This window comes from Nocardiopsis aegyptia, from assembly GCF_013410755.1.
GTDB lineage: Bacteria > Actinomycetota > Actinomycetes > Streptosporangiales > Streptosporangiaceae > Nocardiopsis > Nocardiopsis aegyptia.
Window position 1 is genome coordinate 5,821,365 of record NZ_JACCFS010000001.1, and the last position, 13,211, is coordinate 5,834,575.

Consider the following 13,211-nt stretch of genomic DNA (forward strand, 5'->3'; position numbering starts at 1 on the left):
CGGTCGGCGGGCGCGCGCACCGGTGTCCCGCCCACCACCGGATTCCTCACGTATCCCGTGCCCCGGGGTGGCCGGTCAGGGTTGGTCGAGGACGCGCATGACCAGGCCGGACCGCGGTTTGGGGCCGAAGGAGGTGGACTTGCGCGGGGTGAGCTCCCCGCGGTCGACGATCGAGTACACGTGCTCCACGCTCATCGGGGGTACGAGCACGGCCGTGCCTCCGGTCTCCCCGGCGGCCTGGACGGCTTCGTCGGCGTCGTCGTGGACCATGCGGACCCGGCGGTCGTCCAGGTAACCCCACAGGGGCAGCAGGACTTCTCGCAGGATGGCGGTGGGCAGGTGGCGCCAGTCGGCCGAACGGGAGGGCATGGCCCGCTCCAGTGCGGCCTCGTCGAAGTCGTGGACCAGGTGCGCCGTGCCGTCGGGGGCGACCAGGACGAGTGAGGGCGCGGGTGCCGGTTCCGGGACGTGCGGCGCGCCGGTTTCGAGCTTGTCCACGGTGGCGATCTCCTGGAGGGCCGCGATGGCCGTGGCGGTGTCGAGTCCGGGCAGCACGCGGTGGATCGCGCCGAGGCGCGGCGGGTGGGCGTCGCTGTCCACCAGGAAGGCGAGTCCGTACTCCCAGCCGGGGTCGCGGTCGTGCTCGCGTACGGCGTGGTAGGCGTCGTAGCGGTGGTGGCCGTCGGCGATGAGTGCGGTCCGGTCCGCCAGGTCGGCGCTGATCCGGGCGTGCGCCGCCGTCGACGGCAGCGCCCACAGGCGGTGCGCGGTCCCGTCGGCGGTGCGGGTGTCGACGAGCAGGTCGCCGTGGCGCTCGGCGGACTCGGTGGCGCGGGTGGCGGCGCCGTCGCCGCCCCGGTACAGCAGGAAGATCGGTTCGAGGTTGGCGCGGGTGGCGCGCATCAGCCACATCCGGTCCAGCACCGGGCCCTGGCTCACGCTCTCGTGGCCGCGGACGGGGCCCGACCCCTTCTCCGGCAGGCGCAGGGCTCCGACGAGTCCGCGCTGGCGGTCGCCCTCGGCGGTGACCTGTTCGTAGACGTAGAGCGCGGGGGTCTGGTCCTGGGCCAGTACGCCGTCGTCGATCCACGAGCGCAGCCGTGCGGCCGCCTTCTCGTAGATGAACCGTGCCGGAGACCCGCCGCAGCTGCCGGGCATCGTGAGGTTGAGCTGGTAGGGGACGGTGAGGTGGGCGGCGTTGTGGGGGTCCGAGCGCAGCAGTTCCCTGGTCGCTTCGGGGCCGGGGATGTCGTAGGGGGGCGCCAGGAGGTTGGCGACCTCCAGTTCACCGGAGTCCAGGACGCGGTCGATGTCCAGGTCGGTGTAGCGCAGGCCGCGGAAGGGAGCCAGTTCGAGTGGTTGGCGTGGCATCACAGCAAACTACCCGGAGCAGTGGAGCCGTCGCCCGTGCACGGGCCGGGCCGGCGGGCTCAGATGAACTTGCGCATGCGCAGCAGGTCGCTGATGCTGGCGTCGACCCGGACCCGGCGGGTGAACAGCGCCCTGGCGTAGTCCATCCGTTCCTCGGCCAGGTCCACGAGGTCGTCACTGTCCACGGTGACGACGACCTGGGCCCTGGGCGCGGCGGTGTCGTCGGGGCGGTGGGTGACGTCGACCAGGCCGTCCTGGGTCAACCGCATGTCGAAGACCGTGTCCAGGTCGGGCACGCGCACACGCACCGAGCGTTCCCGGATGTGCTTGCGGCGCTCCTGCTCGGGTTGTTCGAGGATGCGTTCGTTCACCTTGGCGATCCCGGCGAGGCAGGCGTCGATACTGCTCATGGGCAACATCATGCCCTAGTCCGGAGGGCGGGTGCCGGTCGTGCGCGCGGCAACCGGGACGAATGGGGTGCCCTTCGGGGTTCGCGTGTCACAGGCGTCCCGGACCGGTAGCGTTGGCTCCTGAACCCCCCACTGCGTAGTGGCCCCTCCCTTGCTGCGCCCTTCCTTCCTCTCCTGCGTCCCATCAAGGAGCACGTGATCATGGTCGTCGACGCGGTACGCACCTATTTCGATGCCACCAGCGGCCTCACCGAGCTGTCCCGCAAGGAGGCCGTCGCGGCGGCCAAGGCGCTGCTGAAGGCCAACGGTCGGCCCACCGCCCCCGCCGCCGACCAGGAGGCGCTGCCCGCTCGCGTGGGGCAGAGCATCCAGGCTCTGGCCGGGGAGCTCATCGCGACCAACGAGGCGAACCGCACGGCCATCGCCGACCTGGTCCGTTCGGAGGTCGCGCACCAGTTGGAGCGGATGGACATCGTGCCGCGCCCGGAGTACGAGCGCGTGGTGCGCCGGGTCGCCGAGCTGGAGCGGCGGCTGGCCGCGCGGCACATGGCCGACCGGGTGCCGGTGACCGAGGTGCCGGTGGTCGCCGCCACCGCGGGCACGGTGGTCGGCGGGGCGTCCGGGGGGGAGACGGGGACCGCCGAGCGCGCCGCCGCGGCCGCGCCCGAAGCGTCGGCCGACGACTCCGAGGACCCCGCTCCGGCCGCTGCCGCCACGGCCGCCGGGACGTCCACCGACTCCGCCGCGGAGCCGGTCGAGGGGGACGCCGCTGAGGTCGCCGGGACCGACTCCGAGGACGGCCCCGGGGCCGAGTCGGAGAACGACGCGGAGCAGGAAGCCGGGGAGCCCACGGGGGCCAAGGGTGTGGCGGCCAAGGGCGCCGAGGGCGCGGCCACGGCCCGTAAGACCACCTCGCGCAGCAAGCCGCGCACGACCACCAAGTCCGCCCGCGCCCGCTCGACCCCCAAGCGCACCACCAAGGCCAAGGGGTCCACGGGCAAGGGCCCGACGAAGAAGTAGAGTCCCAGCAGAGCACGATCACGGGGAGAACATGGACGCCGAGGACGAGGCCGCACGACTGGCCGAGCAGACACTCCACAGCACGCGGGAGCGGTTGGCCGGGTTGGACGCGCGGCCCACGGCCGAGCACGTCGAGGTCTTCGACTCCCTGCACCAGGAGCTGTCCGGGGTCCTGGGCGCGCTCGGACAGGGCGCGCAGTCCTCCTGACCACCCGCGGTGCCCACCGACCCCGATATCCTTGGTGACCATGGCAAAACGAACTCGGCTCGACGCGGAACTGGTCCGCCGCGGTCACGCACGCTCCCGGGGCCACGCGGCCGAGATCATCGAGAGCGGATTCGTCCGCGTCGCCGGGATCATCGCGTCCAAGGCCGCGACCCAGGTCGGCACCGACCAGCCCATCGTCGTGCGCACCCCCTCGGACGAACCCTCCTACGTCTCGCGCGGCGCCCACAAGCTCATCGGCGCCCTGGACGCCTTCTCCCTGGACGTGTCCGCCCGCCGGGCCCTGGACGCGGGCGCCTCCACCGGCGGTTTCACGGACGTGCTGCTGCGCCGCGGCGCCGCGCACGTCACGGCCGTGGACGTGGGCTACGGCCAGTTGGCGTGGGCGCTGCGCAGCAACGACCGGGTCCGTGTCATGGAGCGCGTCAACGTCCGTGAGCTCACCCCCGAGCAGATCGGTGAGCCGCGTCCCACCCTCGTCGTCGGCGACCTGTCGTTCATCTCCCTCACACTGGTCCTGCGCCCCCTGAAGGACTGTGTCGCGCCCGACGCCGACTTCGTCCTGATGGTCAAGCCCCAGTTCGAGGTGGGCAAGCAGCGGGTCGGCGCGGGGGGCGTGGTCCGCGAGCCCGCGCTGCGCGCCGAGGCCGTCGCCGACGTCGCCGCGCACGCGCTCACCCTGGGACTGGGCACCGTCGGCGTGACCGCGAGCCCGCTACCGGGGCCCTCGGGCAACGTCGAGTACTTCCTGTGGATGCGCGCCGGAGCATCGCCGTTGGACCCCGACGCGCTCACCCGCGCCATCGAGGAGGGGCCGCGCTAGCGAGCGTGGCGGCGTGTCCGGGGTGTCCGGTAACGTGACCCGGCCGGGTGAGCGCGAGGCTTCCCGGTCAGCACTCAGGCTCTCCCGTCGGGGGAGTGAACGTAAGGGGACGGCGATGACCAGCGGACGCAGTGTCCTTCTGCTGGCGCACACGGGTCGGCCCGCGGCACTGCGCAGCGCCGATCTGGTCCACAGGAGCCTGACCCGTGCCGGGCTCACCGTGCGCATGCTCAAGGGCGAGGTGGAGGAGCTGGCGGCCGCCGGGTGCGCTCTGGCCCCCATCGAGGCGGTCGAGCCGGCCGACGCCGCCCACGGTGTCGAACTGGTCATGGTCCTGGGCGGGGACGGCACCCTGCTGCGGGCCGCCGAGCTCGCCCGCCCGGCCGGTGCGCCCCTGCTCGGCGTCAACCTGGGCCACGTGGGCTTCCTCGCCGAGGCCGAACGCGAGGACCTGGGCGCGACCGTGCGCAGTGTCGTGGACCGGGACTACGACGTCGAGGAGCGGATGACCCTCGACGTGGCCGTCTTCAACGGGGGCCGTGCCGAGGGCACGCCCACGGTGCGCACCTGGGCGCTGAACGAGGCCACCCTGGAGAAGGGCGAGTCGCGGCGCATCGTCGAGGCCGTCCTGGAGATCGACGGGCGTCCGCTGTCGCGGTGGGCCTGTGACGGTGTGGTGTGCGCGACGCCCACGGGTTCGACCGCGCACGCCTTCTCCGCGGGCGGTCCCGTGGTCTGGCCGGACGTGGAGGCGCTGATGGTCGTCCCGCTGAGCGCGCACGCCCTGTTCGCCCGTCCCCTGGTCGTGGGGCCGCAGGCCACGGTGGCGCTGGAGGTTCTGCCCGACACGGCGCCGGGCGTGCTCTGGTGTGATGGACGGCGTATGGTCGAATTGCCCGCAGGGGCACGAATCGAGATCACCCGTGCCGATACGCCGGTCCGGCTCGCCCGACTGCACCGGGCGCCGTTCACCGACCGGCTGGTGGCCAAGTTCGGTCTGCCGGTCGCCGGCTGGCGCGGGCGGGTCGAACAGGGCCGGTGACCGGGGCCGTGAGTCCCACCGGGCCGTGCCCGCGTGCGTGTGCGCGGGTGAACGCTAATGGTGTCGACGATCAGGAGAGGGACCGGTGCTCGAAGAAGTCCGCATCAAGGGACTCGGAGTCATTGACGACGCCGTACTGGAGTTGTCGCCGGGGCTGACCGTCGTCACCGGCGAGACCGGTGCGGGAAAGACCATGGTCGTCACCGGTCTCGGGTTGCTCTTCGGGGGGCGGGCCGACCCCCAGCGGGTCCGTCCCGGTGCCGGGCGCGCCGTCGTCGAGGGCCGTCTCACCGTTCCGGACGGCGGCCGTGTGGCGACGCGTGTGCTGGACGCCGGCGGCGACATCGAGGACGACGTGCTCATCCTGACCCGCGCGGTCTCGGCGGAGGGCCGCTCGCGCGCCACCATGGGCGGGCGTTCCGCCCCGGTGAGCCTGCTGGCCTATCTCGCCGACGACCTGGTGGCCGTGCACGGCCAGTCCGACCAGCAGAGGCTGCTGCGCACCGACCGGCAGCGCTCGGCCCTGGACCGTTTCGCGGGGGAGGCCCTGCACAAGGCGTTGAAGCAGTACTCCGTGGCCTACCGCCGCCACCGCGAGGTGGAGACGGAACTGGAGGAGCTGGTGGAGCGGGCGCGCGAGCGCGCGCAGGAGGCCGACATGCTCCGTTTCGGTGTGGAGGAGATCACCGCGGCCGAACCCCAGCCGGGCGAGGACGCGGAGCTGTTGGCCGAGGAGACGCGGCTGGCCCACGCCGACGGTCTGCGGGTGGCCGCCACCACCGCCCACGAGGCGCTGGCGGGCGATCCCGCCTCGGACGTGGAGGTCGACGTGGCCGCGCTGCTGTCGGCGGCGCGCCAGGCCGTGGCCGCGGTGCGTGAGCACGACCCGGAGTTGGCCTCCATCGGGGACCGGTTGGACGAGGCGTCCTACATCCTCACCGACGCCGCCACGGAGCTGGCCTCCTATGCCGAGTCGGTCGATGCCGACCCGGCGCGCCTGGCGGCGGTGCAGGAGCGCCGGGCGCTGCTGACCCAGCTCTCGCGCAAGTACGGGGCGACCACCGACGACGTCCTGGCCTGGGCCGAGGACGCCGCCAAGCGGTTGGCGAACCTGGAGGGCGACGACGAGCGGATCGAGGCCCTGCGGGCCGAGGCCGAGGACCTGCACGAGCGGTTGGAGTCCTCCGCCCAGGAGCTCACCCGGATCCGTACCGAGGCGGCCGAGAGGTTCGGGTCGGCGGTGACCGAGGAGCTCACGGCGCTGGCGATGCCGCACGCCCGGGTCAGTGTGCGCATCCAGACGGGTGAGGAGTTCGGCCAGCACGGCCGTGACGAGGTGGAGCTGCTGTTGGCGCCCCATCCCAGTTCTCCGCCGCTGGCGCTGCACAAGGGCGCCTCGGGTGGTGAGCTCTCGCGGGTGATGCTGGCCATCGAGGTCGTCTTCGCCGGGGCCGACCCCGTTCCCACGTTCGTCTTCGACGAGGTGGACGCCGGTGTGGGCGGCAAGGCGGCCGTGGAGATCGGTCGGCGCCTGGCCCGGCTGGCCCAGCGGGCCCAGGTCATCGTGGTCACCCACCTGCCGCAGGTGGCGGCGTTCGCCGACGCCCATCTGGTGGTGGAGAAGTCCACGGAGGGCCTGGTCACCGAGAGCGGTGTGGTCCGTCTGGACCGCGGCGGGCGGGTGCGGGAGCTGTCCCGGATGCTCGCCGGGCTGGAGGACTCCGAGCTGGGGCGCGCCCACGCCGAGGAGCTGCTCAGCAACGCCGACCCCGAGCGCGCCTACCCGGCGGCCTGAGCGGAGGCCCCGTGCGGGCCGTGCGAGCCGATCGCGGGTGTAGGCCCGGGGCGGGTGTGGGTAGGGGTACCAGGAGGTCGCCGCGGGCGCCCGCTGTGCTCGTGGGGGCACCTGGTGCGGCTCCGTGGCGGCGGAGGAGATCTAACACGCCGACCGATCAGCTGTTGTGACTCACCGTAGTTGAGTTCTGACAGTATTCCTGCGATGAAGGTATCGGACGCGCTCAGCGCCACAGTCATGCGGTTCCGCCGCTCTCGGGCGGACGCTCCCTCCGGGCTGGTCGCACCCGTCCACTCGGACCGCCGCACCAAGAACCTGACCAAGCGGCTGCGCCCCGGCGACATCGCGGTCATCGACCATGTGGATCTCGACCGGGTGAGCGCCGAGGCGCTGGTCGACTGCGGTGTGGCGGCGGTGCTCAACGTCGCGCCCAGCATCAGCGGCCGCTATCCCAACCAGGGGCCGCAACTGCTGGTGGAGGCGGGCATCCCGCTGGTGGACGAGGTCGACGCGGAGGTCTTCACGCGGGTCCGCGACGGCGAGCGCCTGCGGCTGGACGGCGGCGGGCTCTACCGCGGCGACGAACTGCTGGCGCTCGGCCGGCCCCAGACCCCCGAGTCCGTGGCGGCCGCCATGACCGAGGCCCGGGCCGGTCTGGCCACCCAGTTGGAGGCCTTCGCCGCGAACACGATGGCCTACCTGCAGCGTGAGCGGGACCTGCTGCTGGACGGGATCGGCATCCCCGCCATCGAGACCGACATGGAGGGCCGCCACGTCCTCATCGTGGTCCGCGGCTACCACTACCGGGAGGACCTGGTCGCCCTGCGGCCCTACATCCGCGAGTTCCACCCGGTCATCATCGCCGTGGACGGGGGCGCCGACGCGGTGATGGAGGCCGGGTACCGGCCCGACATCATTGTCGGCGACTTCGACTCGGTCTCGGACCAGGCGTTGACCAGCGGCGCGGAGCTGGTCGTGCACGCCTACCGGGACGGGCGGGCACCCGGCCTGCCGCGGCTGACCGCCCTGGGCCACACCGCGGTGGTCTTCCCCGCGACCGGCACCAGCGAGGACGTGGCGATGATGCTCGCCGACGGCTCCGGTGCCGCCCTGATCGTGGCGGTGGGCACGCACGCCACCCTGGAGGAGTTCCTCGACAAGGGCCGGTCCGGTATGGCCAGCACCTTCCTCACCCGGCTCCGAGTGGGCGGCAAGCTCGTGGACGCCAAGGGGGTGAGCCGCCTGTACCGCTCCCGGATCTCGCCGTGGGCGCTGCTGGTCCTGGTGGCCGCGTCCCTGTTCACCATCGTCGTCGCCGCCTACAGCTCACCGGCCGGGCAGGTCTACCTCACGTTTCTCGCGGCGCGCTGGGACGCGTTCTCCTACTGGTTGACGGGGCTGTTGACGTGATCGATTTCCGCTATCACCTGGTGTCCATCATCGCGGTGTTCCTGGCGCTGACCGTGGGTCTGGCGCTGGGCACGACCATGCTCCAGGACCCGCTGCTGAGCACTCTGCAGTCGGAGACGGCCGATCTGCGCGGGCAGAGCGAGGAGCTGCGCCTGGAGCGCGACGCGGCCGAGCGCGTCAACGACGGGGCCGACGATCTGTCCGAGGCGGCCGCGGAGGACCTGTTGGAGGACCGGCTGCGCGGCCTGGGCGTGGCCGTCGTGGTGGCGCCGGGCGCGGACGAGGACATGGCGACGGCGCTGTCCACCCGGGTCGAGGAGGCGGGGGGCGAGGTCGTGGGTCGGCTCTCCTTCACCGAGGAGTTCCCCGACGAGGCCAACGCGGCGTTCGTCGACGAGCTCGCGGTGCAGGTCTCGGCCGAGGCCGAGGAGATGTCGGGCGGGGCCTACGTCAGGTCCGCGACGCTGATCGGCGGGGCGTTGGCGCGGACCGGTGACGACGAGGAGTCCGAGGACGGTGAGGACGAGGACGGCGGTGGGGACGGACGGGAGTCCGCCGACGACGAGGAGGGCTCCGGTGACGGTGAGGAGTCCGAGGGCGGGGAGGGCGCCGATCCCGCCGCGGTGCTGTCCGCCTACACCGAGGCCGACCTGCTCGCCGTGGACGGCGATCCGGTGGGGGCCGCGGACGCCGTCCTGGTGGTGGCGCCCGCCGTCGACGGTGTCGAGGGCGACTCGGAACGGACCAACACCGTGGTCGCCACGGTCGCCGCGACCCTGCGCGAGGAGGTCGGTCCCACGGTCCTGGCCGGGGACACGCGCTCGGGCCAGGGGCAGGGGCTGATCGCGCAGGTGCGTGCGCACGAGCCGTCCTACGCGACCGTCGACGTGGCGGGGCGGCCGATGGGCGACATCGTCACGGTGCTGGCCCTGGCCGACTCGCTGGAGGGTGATGGGGCGGCCTACGGGGTGGGCGAGGGGGTGGAGGGCTTCCTGCCCTCCCCGCTGCCCGGTCCGCGTTCGGAGGGATCCGACGGGGACGGCGGGGACGGCGAGGCCTCGGGGCGGCCCGACGACGAGGCCCGCCGGGCCACGGGCGGGGAGTGACGCCGTGATCGGACACGCGATCCGGCTGCTGGGCGCCGGTACGGGGCGGCCGCGCCGTGGAGGGTACGCGCTGCAGGGCCTGGCGGGCGCAGTGTTGGGCGCCGTCGCGGCCCGAACCGCCTACACGCTGCTGACCCGGCCCGGGCCGGAGACGACGGGGCCGGCTGCCGCGCCCGGAGGTGACCCGGGCCGGGACCGCTGGCTCCGGTCCAACTTCCGCGGGCGCAGTGTCACGCTCCAGGAGGGGCCCGCCCTGGCCTCGGGCGTGTGCGCCGCGAGCCTGTTCACGCCGGGCCTGGCCCCGCGGGTGCGGGCCGCCAGCGCGCTGGCCGCCGCCGGGGCCGCCGCCTTCGGTGCCTATGACGACCTGGCCGGATCCGTGCGGGCCCGGGGGCTGCGCGGCCACCTGGGTGCGCTGGCCCGGGGCCGGGTGACCACCGGCGCGGTCAAGGTGCTGGGCATCGGAGTCACGGGGGTGGCGGCCGCCGCGCTCCTGCGTCGCCCGTTCGTGGACACGGTCCTGGACGGCGCCCTGATCGCGGCCAGCGCGAACCTGGTCAACCTCTTCGACCTGCGCCCGGGCCGGGCGGCCAAGGTGTGCCTGATCGCCGCCGCCCCCGCGCTGGCCTCGCCCGCCGCGCCCCTGCTGGGGCCGGTCGTGGGCGCCGCCGCCGTGCTGTTGCCCGACGATCTCGCCGAGCGCTCGATGCTGGGTGACACCGGGGCCAACGCGCTGGGTGCGGCCCTGGGGGTGGCCGCGGTCGCCCGCGCGCCGCGTCCGGTGCGGCTGGCCCTGTTGGGCGGCGCCGTCGCGTTGACCCTGGCCAGCGAGCGCGTGAGTTTCTCCCGGTGCATCGACCGTGTTCCGGCCCTGCGCCGACTCGATCAGTGGGGCAGGAGTGCCCCGGAGTCGCCCATTGGGGACGCTGGTGGGCAACACACGGACAGGACCGATCCGACGCCGGTCGAGAGCGGACACACAGGCCGGGACCGTGGGCAGGGGTCTTCTGTCCCCGAGCAGGTGCGCCGGGAAGGTGTCCAGGGGTCTTCTGCCGGGGAGCGGCTGGGCCGGTCGGCACCGGAGGCGCCGATCGGGGCCGGTGGTGGGCGAGGGCCGCGCGGGTCCGGGTCGACGCCGGTCGAGGGTGGACGTCTGGGCCGGGACGGCGACTCGGGGGCGCTGCCGGGAGGCCGGGCGGGCCGGTCCGGTTCGGGGGCCTCTGCCGAGGGCGGTGGCGGGTGAGCCCGCCCCCCGGCCCGGTCGCGGAGTGACGCGCGGGGTCGGTGCGGCGGCGGCGCTCATCGCGGTGGTCACCGTCGGGGCCCGTCTGGCGGGGTTCGGCCGTACCGTGGTCTTCTCCCAGACCGTGGGCGACACCTGCCTGGGCACCGCCTACGTCACCGCCAACCAGTTGCCCGCCGTGCTGTTCGAGATCGTCATCGGCGGTGCCCTGACCGCCGTGGTGGTGCCGGTTCTGGCCGCGGCCGCGCACCGGGGCGACCACGAGCAGGTGCGCTGGACGGTCTCGGCCCTGGTCACCTGGGTGCTGGTGCTCGCTGTACCGCTGTCGGCCCTGATCGCCCTGGTCTCGGTACCCGCGATGGCCCTCATGCTCGGCCAGGGCACCGGCTGCGACCACACCGCGCTGCTCGCGTTGGCCGCGCGCATGCTGGTGGTGTTCGCCCCGCAGGTGGTGTTCTACGGCCTGGCCGCGGTGCTCTACGGCGTGCTGCAGTCGCACCGCCGCTACCTGGCTCCGGCGCTGGCGCCCCTGGTGTCGAGCCTGGTGGTGATCGCCGTCTACCTGGTGTTCGTGCCCCTGGGCACCGACGACCGCCAGGACATCGGCGGCCTGTCGACCGCCGCGGAGCTGACGCTGTCGGTGGGCACCACGCTGGGGGTGTCCGCGCTCTTCCTCACGGTGGTGGGGCCCGCCGCCCGGCTGCGGATCCGTCCGCGACCGCGCCTGTCCTTCCCGCCGGGGGTGGGGGAGCGCGTGAGGGCGCTGGCCGCGGCCTCCCTGCTGCCGCTGGTGGCGATGCAGGTGAGCCTGCTGTTGTCGGTGGCGTTGGCGAACTGGGGCGGCGGCGCCGGGGCGGCGGTGCTCTACACCTACGCGTGGGCGCTGTTCACGCTGCCCTACGGGGTGATCGCCGTGCCCATCGCCACGAGTGCCTTCACCGCGCTGTCGGTGGCGCACGCCGAACGCGACCAGGCCCGGTTCGCGGCCCTGGTCTCGGGGTCGGCGCGGGCCTGCGTGGTGGTCACGGCCGGGCTGGGCACCGCCCTGGCCGCGGCGGCCGGACCGGTGTCCGCGGTCTTCGCCCAGCAGGACGCCCTGCCCCTGGAGCGCGCCCTGCTGGCCTACGCGCCGGGGGTCGTGGGCTTCGGCCTGGTGGCCCTGCTGAGCCGTACCCTGTTCGCCTCCCATCGCGGTCGCCCCGCCGCTCTCGCGCAGGTCGCGGGGTGGCTGGTGGTGATGGTGTGTGCGGTGGTACTGGTGTGGGCGAGTCCGCCGGACTGGTCCATCGCGGCCCTGGGCGCTGGGAGCACGATCGGTCTGAGCCTGGCCGCGGTCCTGCTGTGCGCGGCCGTGGTCCGCGCGCACGGGCGCGAGGCCCTGGGCGGGCTGCCGCGGTCCCTGGGGGCCGCGGCGGTGGGCGGGGCCGTGGGATGGTGCGCGGGATGGGCCCTGGTGCCGGTGCTGCCGGTCAACGGGGTGTGGTCGACGCTGGGGGCCGCGGTGGGGTCGGCCACGGTGGCGTTGGCGGGCTACGCGGTGGTCGCCGCGCTGGTGGACCACGGGGCGGTGCGGGCCGTCGTCGGCCGGGCCAGGAGCGCACTCGACAGTCGAAGGGGGAAGCGGTGAACGGCAGGATCGCGCTGGTCGTGGGGACCAGCACTGGAGGTGTCGGCCGGCACGTCCGCTCACTGGGCGCGGGGCTGGTCCGCCGGGGGATGCGGGTGGCCGTGCTCGGCCCGGCCTCGGCGGAGCGGGAGTTCGGCTTCACTCGGGAGGGGATGCGGTTCTCGCCGGTGCCGATCGGGCCCTCCCCGTCGTGGTCGGACCCGGGGGTGGTCATGCGGTTGCGCGCCCTGGTGCGCGGCGCGGACCTGGTCCACGCGCACGGCCTGCGGGCGGGGGCCCTGTGCGCGCTGGCCGGCCTGGCTCCGCTGGTGGTGACCGCGCACAACGCCCCGCCGCCGGTGCGCGGGCCGCTCGCGGCGGCCTATCCGGTACTGGAGCGCCTGGTGGCCCTGCGGGCCGAGGTGGTGCTGGGGGTGTCGGGGGACCTGGTGCGGCGTCTGCGCGCCGCCGGGGCCCGGGACGCGCGGATGGCCGTGGTCGCGGCTCCGTCCACGGGTGCGCCGTTCAACGGCCGCGAGGCCACCAGGGCCGATCTGGGTGTGCTCCCGGAGCGGCCACTGGTGCTGACCATCGCCCGACTGGCCCCGCAGAAGGGCCTGGACACCCTGTTGGAGGCGGTGCCGCTGATCGCGGACCGCCGTCCCGAGCCGGTGGTGGCGATCGCGGGGGACGGGCCGCTGTGGGGGGAGCTGCACGACACGGCGGCCGAGCTGCGCGGCGACGTGCGCATGCTGGGGCACCGCTCGGACGTGGCCGACCTGCTGGCGGCGGCCGACGTGTTCTGCCTGACCAGCCAGTGGGAGGGGCCTTCGCTGGTGATCATGGAGGCGCTGCGGGCGGGCCTGCCGGTGGTCTCCACGCGTGTGGGCGGCATCCCGGACCTGTACACCGGGACCGTGCTGATGGTGCCGCCGGGTGATCCGCGCGCGTTCGCCGCGGCGGTGGGGCGGGTGCTGGACGAGCCGGGGCTGGCCGAGGACCTGAGGTCGCGTTCGCGCCGGGCGGCGGCGGCCCTGCCCACCGAGGACGACGCCGTGGAGGCGGCGGCCGCCGTGTACAAGGCGGTGACGCAGGGGTGAGGGCCTTGGCGGGGGCCGGTGGGCCCGGGCTGGGGCCTACGGAGTGTGTCCCCGCGGTA

11 protein-coding genes and 1 pseudogene are annotated in these 13,211 nt (G+C 74.1%); 10 read left to right on the top strand and 2 right to left on the bottom strand.

The features are described from left to right. Positions 1 to 75 precede the first annotated feature (75 nt). Both HNR10_RS26035 and HNR10_RS26040 read right to left on the bottom strand, forming a co-directional pair. On the bottom strand, positions 76 to 1,371 hold the full coding sequence (locus HNR10_RS26035; protein ID WP_179827951.1) for a DUF1015 family protein: 1,296 nt from the start codon (positions 1,369 to 1,371) through the stop codon (positions 76 to 78). Between the two features lie 59 nt (positions 1,372 to 1,430). Next, positions 1,431 to 1,781 (bottom strand): SCP2 sterol-binding domain-containing protein, encoded by a 351-nt coding sequence (locus HNR10_RS26040; protein WP_179827954.1) that lies wholly within the window; start codon positions 1,779 to 1,781, stop codon positions 1,431 to 1,433. Between the two features lie 201 nt (positions 1,782 to 1,982). On the opposite strand from HNR10_RS26040, the gene HNR10_RS26045 reads away from it, so the two are divergent. The 10 genes and pseudogenes from HNR10_RS26045 (at position 1,983) to HNR10_RS26090 (ending at position 13,152) form a co-directional block, all read left to right on the top strand. Next, positions 1,983 to 2,801 (top strand): coiled-coil domain-containing protein, encoded by an 819-nt coding sequence (locus HNR10_RS26045; protein WP_179829974.1) that lies wholly within the window; start codon positions 1,983 to 1,985, stop codon positions 2,799 to 2,801. Between the two features lie 31 nt (positions 2,802 to 2,832). Continuing rightward, positions 2,833 to 3,009, top strand: a complete 177-nt coding sequence (locus HNR10_RS26050; protein ID WP_179827956.1) for a hypothetical protein — start codon at positions 2,833 to 2,835, stop codon at positions 3,007 to 3,009. Between the two features lie 40 nt (positions 3,010 to 3,049). Further along, complete coding sequence (locus HNR10_RS26055) at positions 3,050 to 3,850, top strand: TlyA family RNA methyltransferase (protein ID WP_179827958.1); 801 nt, start codon at positions 3,050 to 3,052, stop codon at positions 3,848 to 3,850. Positions 3,851 to 3,965: 115 nt separating this feature from the next. Next, the gene (locus HNR10_RS26060; RefSeq protein ID WP_179827960.1) at positions 3,966 to 4,892 is read left to right on the top strand and encodes an NAD kinase; all 927 of its coding nucleotides are present in this window, start codon (positions 3,966 to 3,968) and stop codon (positions 4,890 to 4,892) included. 85 nt (positions 4,893 to 4,977) lie between these two features. Further along, positions 4,978 to 6,687, top strand: coding sequence for a DNA repair protein RecN (gene recN / locus HNR10_RS26065; RefSeq protein ID WP_179827963.1), 1,710 nt, complete (start codon positions 4,978 to 4,980; stop codon positions 6,685 to 6,687). Between the two features lie 237 nt (positions 6,688 to 6,924). Next, on the top strand, positions 6,925 to 8,097 hold the full coding sequence (gene steA / locus HNR10_RS26070; protein ID WP_179829975.1) for a putative cytokinetic ring protein SteA: 1,173 nt from the start codon (positions 6,925 to 6,927) through the stop codon (positions 8,095 to 8,097). Further along, on the top strand, positions 8,094 to 9,203 hold the full coding sequence (locus HNR10_RS26075; RefSeq protein WP_179827965.1) for a copper transporter: 1,110 nt from the start codon (positions 8,094 to 8,096) through the stop codon (positions 9,201 to 9,203). The genes steA and HNR10_RS26075 overlap by 4 nt, the downstream gene beginning before the upstream one ends. Positions 9,204 to 9,231: 28 nt before the next feature. After that, positions 9,232 to 10,113, top strand: a pseudogene (locus tag HNR10_RS26080) (hypothetical protein); the annotation flags it as partial. Positions 10,114 to 10,471: 358 nt separating this feature from the next. Continuing rightward, positions 10,472 to 12,073, top strand: coding sequence for a murein biosynthesis integral membrane protein MurJ (gene murJ, locus HNR10_RS26085; protein WP_179827967.1), 1,602 nt, complete (start codon positions 10,472 to 10,474; stop codon positions 12,071 to 12,073). After that, positions 12,070 to 13,152: a glycosyltransferase family 4 protein gene (locus HNR10_RS26090; protein WP_179827969.1), complete on the top strand. Its 1,083-nt coding sequence runs from the start codon at positions 12,070 to 12,072 to the stop codon at positions 13,150 to 13,152. The genes murJ and HNR10_RS26090 overlap by 4 nt, the downstream gene beginning before the upstream one ends. The last annotated feature ends 59 nt before the right edge of the window (positions 13,153 to 13,211 follow it).

What these genes read in the sequence shown, in the direction of transcription:
- HNR10_RS26060 (WP_179827960.1), top strand. Translation starts at nt 3,966, where the DNA reads ATGACCAGCGGACGCAGTGTCCTTCTGCTGGCGCACACGGGTCGGCCC.
- HNR10_RS26035 (WP_179827951.1), bottom strand. Translation starts at nt 1,371, where the DNA reads ATGCCACGCCAACCACTCGAACTGGCTCCCTTCCGCGGCCTGCGCTAC.
- HNR10_RS26050 (WP_179827956.1), top strand. Translation starts at nt 2,833, where the DNA reads ATGGACGCCGAGGACGAGGCCGCACGACTGGCCGAGCAGACACTCCAC.
- steA (WP_179829975.1), top strand. Translation starts at nt 6,925, where the DNA reads ATGCGGTTCCGCCGCTCTCGGGCGGACGCTCCCTCCGGGCTGGTCGCA.
- HNR10_RS26045 (WP_179829974.1), top strand. Translation starts at nt 1,983, where the DNA reads ATGGTCGTCGACGCGGTACGCACCTATTTCGATGCCACCAGCGGCCTC.
- HNR10_RS26055 (WP_179827958.1), top strand. Translation starts at nt 3,050, where the DNA reads ATGGCAAAACGAACTCGGCTCGACGCGGAACTGGTCCGCCGCGGTCAC.
- HNR10_RS26040 (WP_179827954.1), bottom strand. Translation starts at nt 1,781, where the DNA reads ATGAGCAGTATCGACGCCTGCCTCGCCGGGATCGCCAAGGTGAACGAA.